Raw genomic sequence first — 19,501 nt, 5'->3', positions numbered from 1 at the left:
TAAAAGCCAATTAGTTATAATTGATAGTGAAGGTTGCGGTTGAGTTTGCTTGACCAACGCCAACGCTATCAGACATTGCAATATAACGAGCAGTAAAATCTAAATTATTTACTGTCTTTTCTTTTAATGCATACGCACTAGATTCAGTAAATAACGGAACGGTTGTTCCGGTGACGTCCTGAATTTGAATACCAACGTTTTGTGCTGTTGTCGCAGCAGTAGGGTCGGTTAACTGGAGTACACTATTATCACCTGCGTAACTGGTGGCATCAAATTTAACCGTTGCGCTAGTCACGGTTTGCGGGCAGTTTTCTAATTTGATAGTAAATTTAGTTGCTGCTGCCGTGCTACCTGTACTCGGTAATGCCGTTTTAGCGATTTTTCCTAAGTTCACGGTAAATGCATCAGAACCAGTTGCAAACTGACAAGCCTGGTCGGTAATTTCACCCGTAAAATCGATAGTTCCATCAGCCGCTAATACATTATTAATGGCAAAAACAGACGATGCCGCAATTAAATAGGCAAAGACATTTTTTTTCATTTATTACTCTCCAAGAGGATATTTATATGATGAGATTGAGTCAGTGAATATATTCAATTACTCAACTGGTGAGTATTTTGGCTTTTATTTTAAAAATAAACAATATGAGAGTAATTTAGGTTTAATGCCCTTTTGAGGTGTCATTTTTATATCTTGTATTTGATATTCACATTATAGGTTGTGGGTTTTTTGTGGATATTTTAATAAATGTTGGTTTTTCAATATTGGGATTTTTTCTGAAGATAAAAATAAAAATTAAATAATTAAATTAGTTTTAAGTTGGTGTTTTTTTGTTATTACTTAACGCATGATGTGTTTTTGTGGTGTTTAATATCATTACATTATTTTAATTTTTTTATTTTAAAGTAAAAATAGTCTAAAATGTACTGTAATAAAAGTATAATCTTAAAACTATCATCATTAATAGTAATTTATTTAACGTTTAAATATCTTTTTCTGATGCGAGTTAGTTTGGAATTATTGAATATTAAGATAAGCATGAAATAATAAATTAAGTCACGCTTATCTTAATAGGATAGTCAATTGGGGGGTTATTCAATTCCTAGCTCTTTTAATTTACGAGTTAGTGTATTTCTTCCCCAGCCTAATAAACGGGCGGCTTCTTGTTTATGGCCATTGGTGTATTTTAACGCGCAATTTAGCATTGTACGCTCAAGTAAGGGGATGGTTTGTGCAAAGAGATCTTCTTTACCCTCCATTAATGCGTTATCAGTCCACTCTTCAAGTAGTTCAAACCACTGAGCAGCAGAACTAGGATTGTGTGATGATAACGATTGTGTTGGTATGGCGTCGGTTTGCGATGATTTTACCACTGTATTTTGTTGTGGATGCTCTTCAAGCAAATCATCGGGCAAATCTTGCGGTAAGATTTCTTGGCTTGCTGCCATCACGGTTAACCAACGGCAGACATTCTCCAATTGGCGAACGTTACCCGACCAGTAATAGCGTTGAAGAATTTTTTCGCTGTCAGGGTGGAGAACTTTAGCCTCGACACCGAGTTCTTTCGCCGTATTTTGTAGAAAATAATTGGCGAGACGTGGGATATCTTCAGTGCGTTCACGTAATGGCGGTAATTGCACTCGAATGACATTTAACCGGTGAAATAAGTCTTCACGAAATAAGCCTTCTTTAACACGTTTTTCAAGGTCTTGGTGGGTGGCGGCAATAATCCGCACATCCACATTAACTGGGGTATAACCGCCAATACGATAGAATTGGCCTTCCGCCAGAACGCGTAATAAGCGAGTTTGTACATCAAGTGGCATATCACCGATTTCATCTAAAAACAGAGATCCATGGTTAGCTTGCTCAAATCGCCCTTGACGTACTTGATTCGCACCCGTAAATGCGCCTTTTTCGTGGCCGAATAGCTCAGATTCAATTAAATCTTTGGGAATGGCGGCCATATTTAATGCAATAAAAGGGGCATCAGCACGGGGGCTGTGCTGATGTAGTGCGTGGGCAACTAACTCTTTCCCTGTTCCTGATTCACCATTAATAAGCACACTAATTGATGAGCGCGATAAACGACCAATAATGCGATAAACCTCTTGCATAGCCGGTGCTTCTCCGATCATGGTCGAAGAGACAACAGGAGCGGGCTGTTTAGCTTCACGGCCAGTATGGTTTTGTTCACGGCTATGATTCAGAGCGCGTTCGACTAATGCGACGGTTTCATCAATATCGAAAGGTTTTGGTAAGTAATCAAAGGCACCTGACTGGTAGGCATTTACGGCAGCATCAAGGTCAGAGTGTGCTGTCATGATAATAATCGGCAGGAGGGGATATGATTGTTTGATGGTATTCAGCAGTTCAATACCATTTGTGCCTGGCATACGGATATCAGATAACAACACATCAGGGAGTGAATTTTCTAATGCGGTGAGTACAGCGTCCGCACTGTCAAAGCAGGTGCAAGCGAACTTTGCATTATCTAATGCACGCTCAAGTACCCAACGGATGGAGCTATCGTCATCAACCACCCAAATTTTTCCCTGCGTCATGGTTATCTCCTATTTCTTAATTGGTAGATAAATGGAAAACTCAGTGTGGCCCGGCCAACTGGTAAATTCGATTTTTCCTGCGTGTTGGTCAACTAAACTGCGAGCAATTGATAGGCCAAGTCCGGTCCCATCAGGCCGTCCACTCACCATGGGATAAAACAACGTATCCTGAATTGCCAATGGAATACCGGGACCGTTATCTTCAATATCAATACGTGCAGCTAATCGATAACGCTCGCCTTGCAGTGTGACTTGAAAAGCAGTTCGTGTACGCAAGGTGATATAACCCCCCGTTTCAGCGAGAGCTTGTAATGCGTTTCGGGTGATATTAAGGAGCACCTGCTCGATTTGGTCTGGGTAATACTCTAATTCGGGCAGGCTTGGGTCATAGTCACGAATTAATGTCACGTTATCGGGTTTTTCTAATGACACCAACCGCGTTACATTTTCCATAATATGATGGATACTTTGCTGTGTTTTCGGCCCTGGATATTGTGGGCCAAGCAGCCGATCAACCAGTGCTCGCAGGCGGTCAGCCTGTTCGATAATCACTTGAGTATATTCATTTAATTGTGGGTCAGGCAGCGCTTTAGATAGCAATTGCGCAGCGCCTCGCAAACCTCCGAGAGGGTTTTTGATTTCGTGAGCAAGCCCACGGATCAGTTCGCGGGCGGCCAATTGCTGGGCATTCTGTGCGAGTTCTTGGCTCAAGCGCCGTTGGCTATCTAACTGCGAAAGCTCAACTAAAATAAATTGCTCTGAAAAAGGCTGTGCGCTGAATGACATCACATGGGAATGGTTGTTAAACACTAAGGTGACTTCATTTTCGGTAAAACTGTGGCCTTCTTTTAAGCTATTGAGCATGAGTTCATCATTGAGTGAACAATAACTGAATAACAGTGGTAGAGGCGTACCGTATAGCTTGCGCTGGCTTTGGGTTAAGATCTGGAGTGCAGCATGGTTGGCGTAATGGATAACCAAATCGTAATCCAAAATTAGCACGCTATTAATGAGGGAGTCGAGAATGTGTTCCGGTGCTGGCAAATGTTCGGTTTTCATGTAATGTTGCTCCTGCACTATTTTGGTGCATTATACCTGATAGACCAAACAACCGATATTTGATTTTTGTTGCGTAAATACGTTAGAGATAAAAGGCCCCATCAAAAGATGGGGCAAGTGCTTCACGGCAACAAAGACTAACAGTGGAACGGCGTGTTACACACTGTAGTACATTTCAAATTCGAGAGGGTGTGGTGCCATACGAACACGCTGGATGTCGGCACGGGTTAATTCAATATACGCATCGATAGCGTCATTAGTGAATACACCACCACGGGTTAAGAATTCACGGTCTTTATCTAATTCCGCTAACGCTTCGTCTAAAGAGCCTGAAACAGTTGGAATTTCTTTGGCTTCTTCTGGTGGTAAGTCATATAAATTTTTGTCCATCGCATCACCAGGGTGGATCTTGTTAATGATGCCATCAAGGCCTGCCATTAACTGAGCAGCAAACGCTAAATATGGGTTAGCAGCTGGGTCTGGGAAGCGAACTTCAATACGACGTGCTTTCGTGCTCGCAACGACTGGAATACGAATCGAAGCAGAGCGGTTACGTGCAGAATATGCCAACATTACAGGTGCTTCAAAGCCCGGAACTAAGCGTTTGTATGAGTTAGTTGTTGGGTTTGTAAATGCGTTCAGCGCACGTGCATGCTTAATAATACCGCCAATGTAATACAGCGCCATTTCGGATAAACCACCGTATTTGTCACCTGCGAACAGGTTAACACCGCCTTTAGATAAAGACATATGGCAGTGCATACCAGAGCCGTTATCACCCACTAAAGGTTTTGGCATAAAGGTCGCTGTTTTGCCGTAGGCATGGGCAACATTGTGAACAACATATTTATAAATCTGGGTTTCATCCGCTTTTTTAGTCATGGTATTAAAGCGGGTTGCGACTTCGTTTTGCCCAGCGGTTGCCACTTCATGGTGGTGAGCTTCAACAACCAAGCCCATCTCTTCCATAGTGGTACACATAGCTGAACGCAAGTCTTGTGATGAATCAACCGGTGGAACTGGGAAATAACCGCCTTTTACTGCAGGGCGATGGCCTTTATTACCACCTTCGTATTTGGTTCCCGTATTCCATGCCGCTTCGATATCATCGATATGGTAGTAGCTACCGTGCATGTTGTTGCCAAAACGAATGTCATCAAAAACGAAAAATTCAGGTTCTGGCCCAAAGAGAACGATATCGGCGATCCCACTTGAGCGCAGGAAATCTTCTGCACGTTTTGAAATTGAACGCGGGTCTCTGTCATAACCTTGCATAGTGCCCGGTTCTAAAATATCACAGCGTATAATTAACGTAATATCTGCAAAGAACGGGTCTAACATTGCAGTTGATGGGTCAGGCATTAATACCATGTCTGACTCATTGATGCCTTTCCAGCCACCAATAGATGAACCATCAAACATCTGGCCTTCTTCAAAGAAGTCTTCGTCAACTTGATGAGCAGGGATAGTGATGTGTTGCTCTTTACCTTTAGTGTCGGTAAAACGCAGATCAATAAATCTAACATTGTGCTCTTTAATTAACGATAAAACATGTTCAGCGGACATCTCGGCTCTCCTGGTCGGGTCTAATCAACAAATCACAAGCTATCATTTGACAGTATGTCTGTTGTTTGTCTGGCGTGTTAGTTATATAAAATGAGTTATATAAAAATAGTTAGCACGCGCTCTATAAATAGATAAGCGAAAAGCGTGCCAACTTTTTAATTATAGTAAATACTGATTGTTACGTGTGGACGAAGGGAGCCATCTAGCTTTCTTTATATGTAATGCACTAGTTTGGTGCTAATGGTTCTGTTTTTGCACTAAATTGGTGCGAATGGCGTTTATAGATGAGAATTCAAATAAAAAATTAGCATTGTGCTCTGCTAGAGCACAATGCTGACGAGATAAAAAAGAAATAAGGTTGCTCAAGGTGAAACAGCAACATTAATCTTCATCGCTATTTGTTAATAACGTATTCACTTCTTCAATTTGTTTTACTGCATCATTGATAATTGAGGCAATTTGGCGAGTTTGTTCTTCATTTAGCTGTTTTAAAACCATTTTGTGACGTAATAATGCTTTAAAGCGACTAACAGCCATTTCAATGTCTTCCGCCAAATTACTGCCTTGTTGCATATCACGCGCTTTTGCTAGTTTGCGAGCAATAACAGCTTCAATTTCTTTATTTTGGGCTAGATGGGCTGCTCCCTCAGGAGTAATGGTAAAACTTTTGCGATTACGCTCAACAATCTGAGACTCTAGGAAGCCTTGTTCTTCTAACAGTGTTAGAGTTGGGTAAATAACACCGGGACTAGGCACATATAAGCCATTTGAGGCTTCTTGAATATCTTTGATAATTTCGTAGCCATAGCTTGGTTTTTTAGCGACTAACGAAAGTACCATAATATGAAGATCACCATGGTCGAATAAACGGCGCAGCCCTTTGCCTCTTCCACGGCCTCTTTGGCGGTCATCGCCGTGGCAGCGCTCACCGTGCCCGTGGCCATGACGGCCTTCACCGTGGCAGCGTTCACCATGTCCGTGGCCATGACGGCCTTCACCGTGGCAGCGCTCACCGTGCCCGTGGCCATGACGGCCTTCGCCGTGGCAGCGTTCACCATGTCCGTGGCCATGACGGCCTTCACCGTGGCAGCGCTCACTGTGTCCATGACCATGACGGTCATCATTGTGGCAACATCCACCGTGGTGGCCACGTTGATTTTCATCGTGGTGTGCATAATATACATGACGACAAGATTTAATTAGCATATAGTTACTCCTTAGCTTGTAACTTTAGATATATCGAATTTATTTTATGGGTTTACTATATTTAGATATATCTAATTAGTCAATTTAGATATATCTAAATAACACAAAAAGATATTTAAACTGGCAGTTAAGAAAGAAAGTCTATTTTTTGTTCTTTTTTTGGGCTGCTAATATTAAGTTTTTAGCGTATTATTCTGTCACTTTGTGATTTCACAGTGCTGATAGGCCTATTTTTATTAGGTATTTTGGCTCAGTCTCGCAACTGAATGTTTTTTCGTTAAAAACTTTTTATACAGTGATGGGTTTCACATTTATTCCACTTGTGCGGAAAAACGTGTAAAATAACAGCAAATTAACGTAGAAAGTATGTTTGGGTAATTAGAATGCCGCAAAAAACATATTCCTTTCCTGTCAATTAAACGGTAAAAATCCTTGTCAATTCAAAACTTAAGAAACATCGCCATCATCGCTCACGTTGACCATGGCAAGACCACACTGGTTGGTAAATTATTGCAACAGTCAGGTACGTTCGGCGAACGTGAAACTGTCGATGAGCGTGTTATGGACTCCAACGACTTGGAGAAAGAGCGTGGTATTACCATTCTTGCTAAAAATACTGCAATCCAATGGAATGGTTATCACATCAATATCGTAGACACCCCAGGCCACGCCGATTTCGGTGGTGAGGTTGAGCGCGTAATGTCTATGGTTGACTGCGTTCTGCTGGTTGTTGATGCGATGGACGGCCCAATGCCACAAACTCGTTTCGTAACGCAAAAAGCGTTCGATCACGGCTTACGTCCAATTGTTGTTATCAATAAAGTTGACCGCCCTGGCGCACGTCCTGATTGGGTCGTTGACCAAGTATTCGACTTATTCGTGAACTTAGGTGCAACGGATGAGCAACTCGATTTCCCTATCGTTTATGCCTCTGCATTAAACGGTATCGCAGGTCTTGAGCACGAAAACATGGCTGAAGACATGACCCCACTGTACGAAGCTATCGTGGAACACGTTGCACCTCCAGCAGTTGACGTTGATGGTCCATTCCAAATGCAAGTTTCGCAATTGGATTACAACAGCTATTTAGGTGTTATCGGTATCGGTCGTATTAAGCGCGGCGTTGTTAAGCCTAACCAACAAATAACTGTTATCGATAGCGAAGGTAAAACTCGCAACGGTAAAATCGGTAAAGTGTTAACTCACTTAGGTTTAGAGCGTATCGATTCACAGCAAGCGGAAGCGGGTGATATCGTTGCGCTGACTGGTTTAGGCGAACTAAACATTTCTGACACTATTTGCCAAGTGGGTAGCGTTGAAGCACTGCCTGCGTTAGCGGTTGATGAGCCAACAGTTAGCATGTTCTACTGTGTTAACACCTCACCATTCTGCGGTAAAGAAGGTAAATTCGTGACTTCACGTCAGATCCTTGACCGCCTGAATAAAGAACTGGTTCACAACGTTGCACTGCGTGTTGAAGAAACTCAAGACCCAGACGCATTCCGTGTATCTGGTCGTGGTGAACTGCACTTATCTGTTCTTATCGAAAACATGCGTCGTGAAGGCTTCGAATTAGCCGTATCTCGTCCAAAAGTTATCATTCGTGAAATCGATGGTCGTAAACAAGAGCCGTTCGAACAAGTGACTTTAGACGTTGAAGAACAGCACCAAGGCGACATCATGAAAGCTTTAGGTGAGCGTAAAGGTGACCTGCGTGACATGATGCCAGACGGTAAAGGCCGTGTGCGTCTTGACTACATTATCCCAAGCCGTGGCTTGATTGGCTTCCGTACTGAATTCATGACAATGACATCAGGTACGGGTTTACTGTACTCAACATTCAGCCATTACGATGATGTTCGCCCAGGTGAAATCGGTGGCCGCCAAAACGGTGTTCTGATCTCCAACGGTCAAGGTAAAGCGGTTGCTTATGCTCTGTACAGCCTGCAAGATCGCGGTAAATTGTTCTTAGGTCACGGTGCTGAAGTGTATGAAGGCCAAATCATTGGTATTCACTCACGTTCTAACGACTTAACCGTTAACTGCTTAACCGGTAAAAAACTGACTAACATGCGTGCATCAGGTACTGACGAAGCAACAACGCTGTCACCACCAATCAAAATGACTCTGGAACAAGCTCTTGAGTTCATTGATGATGACGAGTTAGTTGAAGTGACTCCGCAGTCTATTCGTCTGCGTAAACGTCACTTGACTGAGAACGACCGCCGTCGTGCAAGCCGTTCTAAAGAAGACTAATTACCATTACGTGATATTGTTTATTACGTTATTGTAGTGATGTGTGTAGTAAGGCGCCGAAAGGCGCCTTACTTATTTATGAGGTTTATAATGACTTGTCTTTCTTCATAAAATACAGTGATGAAATAAACAGTCCGATAATTAAAGGGATTTCGTACAATTCTTCAATAAGGCTTTGTAGCTCAGAATGATGTAGAAAAATGGAACTCAGAAATCGATGGTGTTCAACACTATCTGAAATCAAAAAAGCACAAAGAGTCAGTAGTAAGCTCCAAATTGGAATCGCTGTATTTTTTAGGTGAAAAACAATACTTTTTCTTAATGAAGAAGCACATAGCATCAAAACTAAGCCGCCAATCAAGACGATAGAAATTATCCTAAAATAGGTGTGATCCAGATTAGGAAAAAATTCGCGCCCCCAATTTGTTCCTCTGCCAAATAATGTTACCCACCAGATAGTTGCCCATAACCAAAATAGTTTCATTCCTTGGTTTTTTTGTTGTAATGGTTTCATATAAAACCAAGTAAAAAAGGCACAGAAAATTAGAGTAATTGATTGAAAATGTTCAATAATTTTTGTTGTGAGGTCGATATTGAAATTCAGGGGGAAATTGTTAAATAATGGAATTAAAAATAAGCTTCCCCAGAGAATAACAATCGGCCAAGAGATTGTTTTATCTATTTTCATAGTATGACTTTTATATTTTAAGATTTATTTATTACTGATATCGCATAGATATCAGCTCACATTGCTTGTGGTATGACTTGCTACGTAAAAACTATTATGCAAAAAGCTTGTGGAGGGACTTAACATTTAGTATCAAAAACCGATAGTGCTAAGTGAAATAGCACCTTTGGGATAAAAAGCGTTTTCTCATTAACGGAGCAAACCGTTCAGTTTGTTGCTCATTAATTGCGCTAAGTGTGGATTGCTTAATCGATAAATTGACAAAATAACGTGAATTATCACTAATTAGGGCTGTTCAGTTGCCCGAATAATGATTAAAGTAAATTTAGTGAATAACAATGAGGAAAATTTATGCTGTATATCTTCGATATGGGTAATGTGATTATTGATATCGACTTTAATCGTGTATTTGATAAATGGTCTGAACTCAGTGGTACACCAAGTGAAGAAATCAAATCACGTTTTACTTTTGGTAATATCTTTCAATTACATGAGTGTGGAAAAATTTCAGACATCGAGTTTGCTGAGCTGCTTTGTGAAGAAATGGACATTACACTAAGCTTTGAAGACTTTGCTGAAGGCTGGCACGCTATTTTTATTTCGTTACGACCTGAAGTCATTGATATTATGGAGCGCCTTCGTGAACAAGGGCACCGAGTGGTCGTTTTATCGAATACCAACCGTCTACATCTAGACTACTGGCCAGCACACTACCCAGAAATTGCAGCTTCCTCTGATTTCCTATATCTCTCCCAGGATTTAGGCATGCGTAAGCCTGATCCAGAAATTTACAAATATGTGCTGCAATCAGAAGAGTTTGATGCTGCGGATGCTATTTTCTTTGATGACGTCGAAGAAAATATAAAAGCCGCAGAAGCTCTTGGTATTCGCAGTATTCATGTCGTGAATAAAGACACCATTCCTGAATATTTCCGCACTTACGATTTCAGTGCTGAAGTTGAATAACATCCTGATTTTATCGTGGAGCAACGTTTAACGTTGCTCTATCGTTTTGTAAAGAGCCATCATGATTGCATTAATCCAGAGAGTCACTCAAGCGAGTGTGGTTGTTGATCAGAAAATAGTAGGGCAAATAAATACCGGGTTGTTGGTTTTGCTTGGCGTTGAAAAAGATGATGATGAGCAGAAAGCTAAGCGTTTGTGTGAAAAAGTATTAGGCTACCGTATTTTTAGCGATGAACAAGGGAAAATGAATCTCAATGTTCAACAAGCGGGAGGCAGCCTATTGGTGGTTTCTCAATTTACTTTAGCGGCTGACACTAAAAAAGGTATGCGGCCGAGTTTTTCAGGGGGAGCAGAACCTGAGAAAGCAGATACCTTGTATCAATACTTCGTTGAACAAAGCCGGCTAAAAGGGATTGAAACACAAACTGGTGAATTTGCTGCTGATATGCAAGTGAATCTAACCAATGATGGCCCTGTTACCTTCTGGCTACAAGTGTGAGTCCATTTTTAAAGGGGGAAGCGATGTACCATTTACGTACACCGAAAGATGATATTGAATTCGCAACTTATTACCATTTTCGCTGGGAAATGTTACGAAAACCGTTTAATCAGCCCCTTGGTTCAGAAAAAGATGGTTATGATTTAACCGCACACCATCAAATGGTCGTGGATGATAAAAACCGTATTCTTGCTATTGGCCGCTTATATATCAATGCCGATAACGAAGGGGCTATCCGTTTTTTAGCCGTTAACCCTGTCATGCAAGGTAAAGGACTTGGCAAATTAATTATCATGGCCCTGGAGTCTGTTGCGCGGCAAGAAGGCGTAAAACGCATTGTGTCGAGCGTTCGTGAAGAAGCCGTACCATTTTTCGACAAAATGGGTTTTGAGAACCGTGGCCAAGTTGCTGGGCAGTTAAAAACGCCAGTACGCCACTATTTGATGATTAAACCCATAGAGACGCTAGACCAAATATTACATCGTCCAGATTGGTGTGGTGAGCTACAGCAAGCCTGGTATAAGTACATTCCATTGAGTGAGAAAATGGGGGTCCGAGTCGACCAATACACGGGTACTCGTTTTATTACCACCATGCCGGAAGCGGGCAACCAAAACCCTCATGAAACAATATTTGCAGGAAGCCAATTTTCATTAGCTACCTTGACAGGATGGGGGCTGATTTGGCTGTTAATGCAAGAACACCAGCTTGGTGGCGATATTGTGTTGGTCGATGCCAATATTCGTTATGGTAAGCCTGTAAGCGGTAGGCCGACAGCGACAGCGGACTTAGCAAATATGAGCGGTGACCTTGACCGTTTAGCGCGAGGTAGCAAGGCGCGAGTAAAGCTGAAAGTCGAGGTTAGTAACCCTGATGGCAAAGTGGGCGCAGTATTCAGTGGTGTCTATATGGTGTTACCTGTAGAAGCAAAAAAATAAAGTTATCCATTGAATATTAATTATCCATTGAATATTAAAAAGAAAGGCAGGTTTGATTGACCTGCCTTTTGTGTTTTTATTGATTGTTAGCTTTTATTGAACGCTGGTTTTTATTGATTACTAAGTGCGGGAAGCGGTTCTACTAACGAAGGCTCAATTGGTTGCAAGTCAGCATCGGACTCCACCGATGAGGTGACAACCCCGTTTACAACGGTACGGAATAGGCGTTTGCCTTGCAATGGGACTGCCATCAATTCCCCATTCAGACTTTTTGCCAGAGATGGGGCGAGTAAATCCCCTTGTAATGTCGCATCAAAATCACCGATGACTTGAGCTGGAAAGCCTGCCCAACCCCATTGGTTTAAATCAACGAGATCAATATTCGAACCCGATGCTCTCAGTAAGAAGGGGACTTTTTTCGGTTCTTGTTTTACCAGCAGGCCAATCTTACTGATGCCTTTATCGGTACTGACTGTTAAGCTCGTTGCAGCTGAAGATTTACCACTTTGACGCACTTCAATAAACGGGCGGCGTACTAGAACTTGGTTGATTGTGCCGCTATCTGCAGTGAATGTCGCTTTACCGCTCCAAATTCCCCACTGCTTTTGTTTAATCAAATCGATATTTTCAATATTGCCACTGAGCGCGGTCAGTTCGAAAGGAAACTGCGGTTGGATATTCATCAAAAGTGATTGGGAAAGGGTGAATTTTTTGATACTTAAACCGGATAACCAAGCTGGTGTAGGCTCTGCAAAGAATGATAGCCAAGTTTCAGGCAGTGTGTATAAGATACCCGCTAGTTTGCCTTCGTCGATAGTCAGTACTCGATCATTGCGCTGCCAAGACCCACTGAGGTTAAAGACGCCTTTATTATAGTAACCTGATAACTTGTTGATACTCAGGTTGTCACCGTTAATTTTCAGGTCACCAATTAAGGTACTCAGTTGCTGGTCTTTCACGACAAATTGGTCAACATTAAAGCTAATGTTGCTTTCGGAACTCGTCCAGCTCCCTCTCGTGAAGCTGAGTTGGTCAATTTCGGTGCTCAGGCCAGAAAGTGCCCAATCTTTACCTTGAATATCAACATTGGTTAGTTCTACCTTTTTGACCTGCAATGATTTTTCACTCGCTATTGCATCAAATAGTGAATCGAAATCAACTTTATTTTCCCAGCCGACTTTATTCATGGTGAGGGAGTCAACCATGATAGAGCCATCGTCAAGTACCTTTCCAGCACCCGCAATATAGCCGTTGTTTAAGTAGGCACTTGCTTGGCTTATTTCTGTTCCTTGCTGCTGTAATTTACCCGTAATGGCAACATTCTTGAATGAAAGGTCATTGAATTTTAATTGGTTAGAGGTAAATCGAAAATCACCGTAACCAAAAGGCGTGTTCTCGGTGGGTTTCCAAGGGGTAATTCCCCCCGTGAAGCCAGTGACTTGCACGGTATCATCACCTTTTTTAAGCGTGATTTGGCTATTTTCAAATTGCAAAATATTAGCGGAAATAGGTAGCAGTATCGTATCGGGTGTGACTGTTGTAGATAATGTTCCTTGAGTGATAACCAAACGTTTGATAGCGGTGCCGCTAAATATATTTTGCCAGTTAACATCAAGCACGACTTGCCGTGAGTCTAAAGATAGATCACTGTTTTTAGCAGCTAATTTGACATCTTGGAAGATGAATTCACCGGGGTTAGAAAATTCATGCCCCATAATTCCCACATCAATATCGTAATTGGTGAATTTACTTAAAAATTGACTGGAGTAGGATGCACCCCAACGGGTTTGCAGCCCGATATAAGTAAAAATAAACAATAGCAGCAGTAACAAAAGTGCATAGGTAGTAAATTTGATTAACCATTTCACAGTTTACTGCTCCTTTGGTTTGTTGACGAATAGACGCAGGAAGAGACTGCCTAATATAGCGACAATTTAAGGATAGCATACAGAAAAACCGCCAGAGTGTTCAACACTGGCGGCTAGAATGAAGGTTATTTTTCGAGAGGGAAGACTAAATTCAGAACAATTGCAGTTAAACCACCTGCAGCAATACCGGAAGAAAACAAGGTTTTTAGCCAATCAGGGGCGAATTGCAAAATCAAGGGTTGCTGTGAAACGCCCATACCCACTGCGAGGGAAAGCGCAATAATCATGATGGCGCGGCGATTGAGTGGTTCACGAGATACAATGCGCACACCTGAAGCGGCAATGGTACCAAACATTACAATTGTTGCTCCGCCTAATACGGGCTCTGGAATTTGTTGCACAAAGCCTGCAACCGCAGGGAACAACCCTAATAACACTAACATTAAAGCGACAATGTAGCCGACATAGCGACTTGCCACCCCTGTTAATTGGATAACACCGTTGTTTTGCCCAAAGCAAGAGTTAGGGAAAGTATTAAATACCGCAGAAACCATTGAGTTCAACCCATTAGCAAGTACGCCACCTTTTATACGTTTCATGTATAAAGGGCCACGAACAGGTTGCTCAGATACATCAGAAGTGGCGGTAATATCACCTATCGTTTCTAAGGAAGTCACCATAAAAATGAGAATTAATGGTATCAACAGGTTCCAGTCGAAGGATAAGCCATAATAGAAAGGCTCAGGGACAGTAATAATTGGCTGGTTGGCTTCCATTGGTTGCGCATTTGGCAACATGTCCATCCACCAAGCAGCAATATAGCCAACAGCCATAGCAATGACTAAAGATGCGACACGTAAGTAAGGGTTTTTCTGCCGATTAAGTAAAATAATAACCGCTAAAACAACCCCAGCTAAAATCAAATAATCAGGGGAACCAAAAGTGTTGTCACTAATTGCACCATAGCCACCGCCAATGGATGTTAACCCGACTTGAATCAAGGATAGGCCGATAATCATGACAACAACACCTGAAACTAGTGGTGTAATGACTCGACGGGCTAGATGTAAGAAGCGAGAAAGAATCACTTCGGTGAGTGCCGCAACTAGCAATGTGCCGAATAAGGCTGCCATCATCGACGGAATATCAGCGCCACCTTGCTTAAGTGCAACACCACCCATGATTAAAGGTGCAACAAAGTTAAAACTGGTTCCTTGAATCGAAAGCAAGCCTGACCCAATAGGGCCCCACGCACGAATTTGAATTAAAGAAGCAATACCGGAGGCAAATAAAGACATACTAATGATGCGCTGGGTGTCGTGAGCTGGTAGTCCTAATGCCTGGCAAATCAGCATCGCAGGGGTAATCACCGCAACAAACATCGCCAGAAGATGTTGCCCAGCGGCAAACAAGGCTTGCGGCAGCGGTGGGCGGTCTTCTAATTTATAGATGAGTTCGCTTTGCGTTTGTATGGTCGCTTCAGTAGTTTGTTTTTCAGACGTCGCAGTATTCATTGCCTTCATTTCTCGCCAACAAAAAACGCATTGTAATGTGTCGAAATTAAAAAGCAATCGTTTGCGCGTAAAAAACATTGATCAATGTTAAATAAGGCTGTCACATTTTTATATCTTTTAACTTGTATTTATAACAGTTTTTTTTTCTAATCCTATAACCTGCTTTTGGCGTTTTAAGGAAGAAATTAACGTCTTACTAGTTTTTGATAATTTTAACAACAGACGAGGTACGTGAATGTATCATCTCGATGTCTACGGTACACTGGTAGCTGCTACTTTAGTACTATTGCTTGGGCGTAAACTGGTCAAATCAGTCCCTTTCCTTGAAAAATATACAATCCCTGAACCTGTTGCAGGTGGGTTGTTAGTTGCTTTTAGTCTTTTATTGCTTAAACAATTATTTGACTGGAGCCTTTCTTTTGACTTATCACTGCAAGAACCTATGATGCTGGCATTCTTTGCCACAATTGGTCTTAATGCCAACCTTGCTAGTTTGAAGGCTGGTGGTAAAGCATTGTTTATCTTCATTTTTGTGGTTGTTGGTTTATTGCTTGTCCAAAATACAGTAGGGATTGCTCTTGCTGAATTATTGGGATTAGACCCTCTCATGGGGCTATTAGCTGGTTCAATTACCTTATCTGGTGGTCATGGAACTGGTGCGGCATGGGGGAAAATTTTCACTGAAAACTATGGTTTCCAAAGTGCAACAGAAGTTGCAATGGCTTGTGCTACATTTGGACTTGTTCTCGGTGGTTTAATCGGTGGACCTGTTGCACGTTTTCTAACGCGTAATATTCCAACGCCAGGAACGGCTGAAGATGATAAAGACGTTCCAACAGCATTTGAGAAACCACAATCTGGGCGCATGATCACTTCAATGGTTTTAATTGAAACTATTGCACTGATCGCTATTTGTCTATTGGTGGGAAGTTTTATTGCAGGCCAATTAGCCGATACTCCTTTCGCATTGCCTAAGTTTGTCTGCGTACTTTTTGTTGGTGTAATTTTAAGTAACAGCTTATCACTGCTTGGTTTTTACCGAGTATTCGACCGCGCTGTTTCTGTCATGGGTAACGTGAGCCTCTCATTATTCTTAGCAATGGCACTCATGAGCTTGAAACTGTGGGAATTAGCATCACTTGCAATCCCAATGATTATCATTCTTGCTGTACAGGCTTGTGTGATGGCAGGATATGCTATTTTTGTGACTTTCCGCGTGATGGGCAAAAACTATGACGCTGCAATCTTAGCTGCAGGTCACTGTGGGTTCGGTCTTGGTGCGACACCAACAGCTATTGCGAATATGCAAGCTGTTACGGATAGATTAGGTCCATCTCACTTAGCATTCTTGGTTGTACCAATGGTTGGGGCATTCTTCATTGATATTGTTAATGCGATAGTTATTAAACTGTATCTGATGCTGCCATTATTCCCAACGATTGCTGGTTAACCTTCATTTAATAATAAATCAAGTAAAGCAGGTATTGCCGTGAAAATATTCACGGCAATTTTCATTTTAGGGAACGAATAAAAAGAAGATATAAGACTTAAGCGTGGCTGTACTGCTCTCGCTCAGGTAACCAACGCTCAATAAGTTGTTGTGCATTTTCAGGGTAATTTTGTTGAATATGGCGAGCAAGGCGTTGCACTTCTGGCAACATATATTGGTCACGCAACAAGTCTGCGACTTTAAATTCTGCATTTCCTGTTTGTCTAGTGCCTAATAATTCCCCTGGCCCGCGAATTTCGAGATCTTTTTGTGCGATAACGAAGCCATCATTACTATCCCGTAATACTTGTAGTCTTTGTTTAGCGGTATGGGTTAACGGTGTCTTGTACAATAATACACAGTGAGATGCGATAGCCCCGCGGCCGACTCGCCCTCTTAGTTGGTGCAACTGAGCTAGACCAAGGCGCTCAGGGTTATCAATAATCATTAAACTTGCATTAGGCACATCCACACCGACTTCAATGACCGTTGTAGCAACAAGCAGTTGAATTTCATTTCGTTTGAAAGCCGCCATAATGCTTTGTTTTTCAGCAGGTTTCATTCGGCCATGGACTAAGCCTACTTTTAATTCAGGTAGTGCCAGTGCAAGCTCTTCGCTGGTCACTTGAGCCGCTTGCGCTTCTAATAATTCAGAGTCTTCAATGAGTGTACAGACCCAATAGGCTTGGCGGCCTTCTTCAATACAGGCTTGGCGAACGCGTTCAATAATATCGTTACGGCGAGTGTCCGGTATGGCGACAGTGGTGACGGGTGTTCGTCCTGGAGGTAGTTCATCGATGACAGAGGTATCTAAGTCTGCATACGCTGTCATCGCCAGCGTCCGTGGGATTGGCGTAGCGGTCATGATTAATTGATGAGGGTGGTAACCTTGCTGCTCACCTTTTTCACGCAGAGCGAGCCGCTGATGAACGCCAAAGCGATGTTGTTCATCAATGATAACAAGCCCTAGTGCTTTAAAGCTCACTTGCTCTTGAAAAATAGCGTGTGTTCCAACAACCATCGCGACTTCTCCACTTGCGATGGCATCTTGCTGAGCCTGACGTGCCTTACCCTTTTGTTTACCCGCGAGCCAACCTACTTTGACGCCTAAAGGTTCTAACCACTGTTTGAAAGTATTGGCATGTTGCTCTGCAAGAATTTCAGTGGGAGCCATCAGTGCCACTTGTTTGCCATTCTCGATGGCACAAACGGCCGCTAAGGCTGCAACGAGAGTTTTCCCTGACCCGACATCCCCTTGAATCAAACGCATCATAGGGGCGTTTTTAGCGAGGTCTGCTTCAACTTCGCTAACAACACGGTTTTGTGCGTTTGTTGGTGAAAATGGTAATTGTGCAAGTAACTGAGATTTTAATTGACCACTTGCGACTAACGGCTGGGCATATAGGCGTTCATTACCTGCGCGGATAGCTAACATGCTTAGATGGTGAGCGAGTAATTCTTCGAGGACTAGCCGCTTTTGTGCGGGATGATGGCCTTTTTCTAGCTCGCTTAGTGCTACATTCGGTGGTGGGTTGTGTAATAAGCGAATGGCATCTGGCAAACTTATCATTCCACGGCTAAGTTCTTCAGGAAGTAATTCTTTTATTTCCCCGCTATCAAGTAACCTGAGTGCTTGCTCCATGACTTTGCGTAAAGTCGCTTGGCGAACACCTTCAGTGGTTGGGTATACTGGTGTTAAATTCTCTTGTAAGCTGATATTGCTGGTTTCTTTAGATACTTTATATTCAGGGTGAATGATTTCCGGCCCTGTATTTCCTCTGCGAACTTCCCCATAGGCGGTAACCTGTCTTCCTTCCGCTAAATTATTTTTCATTGCCGCTGAAAAATTGAAAAAACGTAAGGTGAGGTTGCCTGTTCCATCGGAAATTAAGCAGGTCATCATTCTTTTTCGGCCGAAGACGACTTTAGTTTGCAGGACTTCGCCTGTGATTGTTGCTGTCGTACCGGGAAGGAGATCTTTTATTTGATATAAACGAGTATGGTCTTCATAGCGCAAAGGGAAATGAAGAAGAAGGTCTTGAACGGTGTTCAAACCGATTTTACGCATTTTTTCTGACTGACTTGCACCAACACCATGCAATGAGGTCAGTGAAATGGTATCAAGTAGCCCATTATTCATGTTATTTCCTTCTATTTAACCCAACTGCCGTCTTTTCATTTTTTCGGTTAATTGCATTTGTGCCCACCACGAGTCATCAGCTTCAATTTGCCCTTGGCTATTGATAAATGGGCGAGGAAGCCCCTTACGTTTAGCAACTTCAGCGAGTACAGGGTAACCACCTTCGAATAACCAAGCTTGTTGTTCATCTGGTGAAAGTAAGCAGTGTTCACGGTCGTACATCCCCGCTTGTTGCCGCTGCCTTTGGGCTTCATATAAAATTAGTGCAGAAGCGACGGAAACGTTCAAAGATTGCACCATACCAGCCATTGGAATAATAATGTGCTTATCAGCCAGTGCGAGGGCTTGTTGTGAAATCCCTGTTTTCTCTTGCCCCATCATAATACAAGTTGGCAAAGTATAATCAATTTCACGAAAATCAACGGCATGTTCTGACAAGTTAGTTGCCAAAACCTGCATGTTTTGTGATTTTATTTGGGAAATTGCTTCTTTGGTCGATGCATGTGAAATAATTTTAACCCAGCTATTACTCCCCGCTGCAGAAGATACGGACAGTTTGACTTGTTGGTCAGGCCAAATAGCATGAATTTGGTGGATCCCTACGGCATCTGCACTGCGTACAATAGCAGAAACATTGTGCGGTTTATGAATTTCTTCGAGGCAGAGAGTTAGGTCAGGCTGCCGCATCGCCATCATTTGGCAAATGCGGCGGTAGCGGCGTTCATTCATAGTGATTAATTAAATATG

The 19,501-nt window shown here is 42.4% G+C and carries 15 protein-coding genes; 5 read left to right on the top strand and 10 right to left on the bottom strand.

Features of this window, described 5'->3' with window-relative positions:
• Positions 1 to 10: 10 nt before the first annotated feature.
• From G6Q48_RS09195 to G6Q48_RS22205, 5 genes are all read right to left on the bottom strand, one after another.
• On the bottom strand, positions 11 to 541 hold the full coding sequence (locus G6Q48_RS09195) for a fimbrial protein (RefSeq protein ID WP_102138841.1): 531 nt from the start codon (positions 539 to 541) through the stop codon (positions 11 to 13).
• A gap of 551 nt (positions 542 to 1,092) precedes the next feature.
• Complete coding sequence (glnG, locus tag G6Q48_RS09190) at positions 1,093 to 2,565, bottom strand: nitrogen regulation protein NR(I) (RefSeq protein WP_166265969.1); 1,473 nt, start codon at positions 2,563 to 2,565, stop codon at positions 1,093 to 1,095.
• A gap of 9 nt (positions 2,566 to 2,574) precedes the next feature.
• Positions 2,575 to 3,624 (bottom strand): nitrogen regulation protein NR(II), encoded by a 1,050-nt coding sequence (gene glnL / locus G6Q48_RS09185; RefSeq protein WP_102138843.1) that lies wholly within the window; start codon positions 3,622 to 3,624, stop codon positions 2,575 to 2,577.
• 156 nt (positions 3,625 to 3,780) lie between these two features.
• Positions 3,781 to 5,190, bottom strand: a complete 1,410-nt coding sequence (glnA, locus tag G6Q48_RS09180; protein WP_004262716.1) for a glutamate--ammonia ligase — start codon at positions 5,188 to 5,190, stop codon at positions 3,781 to 3,783.
• Positions 5,191 to 5,571: 381 nt separating this feature from the next.
• On the bottom strand, positions 5,572 to 6,396 hold the full coding sequence (locus G6Q48_RS22205; protein WP_231068102.1) for a PadR family transcriptional regulator: 825 nt from the start codon (positions 6,394 to 6,396) through the stop codon (positions 5,572 to 5,574).
• 432 nt (positions 6,397 to 6,828) lie between these two features.
• On the opposite strand from G6Q48_RS22205, the gene typA reads away from it, so the two are divergent.
• On the top strand, positions 6,829 to 8,652 hold the full coding sequence (gene typA, locus G6Q48_RS09170; protein WP_102138844.1) for a ribosome-dependent GTPase TypA: 1,824 nt from the start codon (positions 6,829 to 6,831) through the stop codon (positions 8,650 to 8,652).
• A gap of 85 nt (positions 8,653 to 8,737) precedes the next feature.
• Here typA and G6Q48_RS09165 read toward each other — a convergent pair whose 3' ends face one another.
• Positions 8,738 to 9,340 (bottom strand): hypothetical protein, encoded by a 603-nt coding sequence (locus G6Q48_RS09165; RefSeq protein ID WP_166265966.1) that lies wholly within the window; start codon positions 9,338 to 9,340, stop codon positions 8,738 to 8,740.
• A gap of 351 nt (positions 9,341 to 9,691) precedes the next feature.
• Here G6Q48_RS09165 and yihX point away from each other — a divergent pair, with 351 nt between their 5' ends.
• The 3 genes from yihX (at position 9,692) to fabY (ending at position 11,743) form a co-directional block, all read left to right on the top strand.
• Positions 9,692 to 10,306, top strand: a complete 615-nt coding sequence (gene yihX, locus G6Q48_RS09160) for a glucose-1-phosphatase (protein WP_004266093.1) — start codon at positions 9,692 to 9,694, stop codon at positions 10,304 to 10,306.
• Positions 10,307 to 10,367: 61 nt separating this feature from the next.
• Positions 10,368 to 10,805, top strand: coding sequence for a D-aminoacyl-tRNA deacylase (gene dtd, locus G6Q48_RS09155; RefSeq protein ID WP_166265963.1), 438 nt, complete (start codon positions 10,368 to 10,370; stop codon positions 10,803 to 10,805).
• Positions 10,806 to 10,828: 23 nt separating this feature from the next.
• Positions 10,829 to 11,743 carry a fatty acid biosynthesis protein FabY gene (fabY, locus tag G6Q48_RS09150; RefSeq protein WP_166265960.1) on the top strand — a complete coding sequence of 305 codons (915 nt, stop codon included), beginning with the start codon at positions 10,829 to 10,831 and terminating at the stop codon, positions 11,741 to 11,743.
• Between the two features lie 110 nt (positions 11,744 to 11,853).
• Here the strand turns inward: fabY and G6Q48_RS09145 are convergent, their stop codons facing one another.
• Both G6Q48_RS09145 and G6Q48_RS09140 read right to left on the bottom strand, forming a co-directional pair.
• Positions 11,854 to 13,611, bottom strand: coding sequence for an AsmA family protein (locus G6Q48_RS09145; RefSeq protein ID WP_166265957.1), 1,758 nt, complete (start codon positions 13,609 to 13,611; stop codon positions 11,854 to 11,856).
• A gap of 125 nt (positions 13,612 to 13,736) precedes the next feature.
• A complete protein-coding gene (locus G6Q48_RS09140; RefSeq protein ID WP_096863580.1) occupies positions 13,737 to 15,125 on the bottom strand; it encodes a uracil-xanthine permease family protein in 1,389 nt (462 codons plus the stop codon).
• A 235-nt stretch (positions 15,126 to 15,360) separates the two neighbouring features.
• Between G6Q48_RS09140 and gltS the strand changes: the two genes are divergently transcribed.
• Complete coding sequence (gene gltS, locus G6Q48_RS09135) at positions 15,361 to 16,575, top strand: sodium/glutamate symporter (RefSeq protein WP_102138849.1); 1,215 nt, start codon at positions 15,361 to 15,363, stop codon at positions 16,573 to 16,575.
• A gap of 97 nt (positions 16,576 to 16,672) precedes the next feature.
• Here the strand turns inward: gltS and recG are convergent, their stop codons facing one another.
• Positions 16,673 to 18,754 (bottom strand): ATP-dependent DNA helicase RecG, encoded by a 2,082-nt coding sequence (gene recG, locus G6Q48_RS09130; RefSeq protein ID WP_166265954.1) that lies wholly within the window; start codon positions 18,752 to 18,754, stop codon positions 16,673 to 16,675.
• 15 nt (positions 18,755 to 18,769) lie between these two features.
• Positions 18,770 to 19,483: a tRNA (guanosine(18)-2'-O)-methyltransferase TrmH gene (trmH, locus tag G6Q48_RS09125; RefSeq protein ID WP_166265951.1), complete on the bottom strand. Its 714-nt coding sequence runs from the start codon at positions 19,481 to 19,483 to the stop codon at positions 18,770 to 18,772.
• Positions 19,484 to 19,501: the final 18 nt, after the last annotated feature.

The sequence above is a fragment of the Providencia sp. M-27 genome, assembly GCF_011077905.1.
GTDB classification, from domain to species: domain Bacteria; phylum Pseudomonadota; class Gammaproteobacteria; order Enterobacterales; family Enterobacteriaceae; genus Providencia; species Providencia huaxiensis.
Note: the sequence above shows the minus strand (reverse complement) of the source record. Positions and strands in the feature narration are given on the sequence as shown.

Excerpts from the sequence above, each read along its gene's own strand:
- G6Q48_RS09195 (WP_102138841.1), bottom strand. The coding sequence starts at position 541 with ATGAAAAAAAATGTCTTTGCCTATTTAATTGCGGCATCGTCTGTTTTT.
- fabY (WP_166265960.1), top strand. The coding sequence starts at position 10,829 with ATGTACCATTTACGTACACCGAAAGATGATATTGAATTCGCAACTTAT.
- glnA (WP_004262716.1), bottom strand. The coding sequence starts at position 5,190 with ATGTCCGCTGAACATGTTTTATCGTTAATTAAAGAGCACAATGTTAGA.
- glnG (WP_166265969.1), bottom strand. The coding sequence starts at position 2,565 with ATGACGCAGGGAAAAATTTGGGTGGTTGATGACGATAGCTCCATCCGT.
- yihX (WP_004266093.1), top strand. The coding sequence starts at position 9,692 with ATGCTGTATATCTTCGATATGGGTAATGTGATTATTGATATCGACTTT.
- trmH (WP_166265951.1), bottom strand. The coding sequence starts at position 19,483 with ATGAATGAACGCCGCTACCGCCGCATTTGCCAAATGATGGCGATGCGG.
- G6Q48_RS22205 (WP_231068102.1), bottom strand. The coding sequence starts at position 6,396 with ATGCTAATTAAATCTTGTCGTCATGTATATTATGCACACCACGATGAA.
- glnL (WP_102138843.1), bottom strand. The coding sequence starts at position 3,624 with ATGAAAACCGAACATTTGCCAGCACCGGAACACATTCTCGACTCCCTC.
- G6Q48_RS09165 (WP_166265966.1), bottom strand. The coding sequence starts at position 9,340 with ATGAAAATAGATAAAACAATCTCTTGGCCGATTGTTATTCTCTGGGGA.
- G6Q48_RS09140 (WP_096863580.1), bottom strand. The coding sequence starts at position 15,125 with ATGAATACTGCGACGTCTGAAAAACAAACTACTGAAGCGACCATACAA.
- gltS (WP_102138849.1), top strand. The coding sequence starts at position 15,361 with ATGTATCATCTCGATGTCTACGGTACACTGGTAGCTGCTACTTTAGTA.
- recG (WP_166265954.1), bottom strand. The coding sequence starts at position 18,754 with ATGAATAATGGGCTACTTGATACCATTTCACTGACCTCATTGCATGGT.
- dtd (WP_166265963.1), top strand. The coding sequence starts at position 10,368 with ATGATTGCATTAATCCAGAGAGTCACTCAAGCGAGTGTGGTTGTTGAT.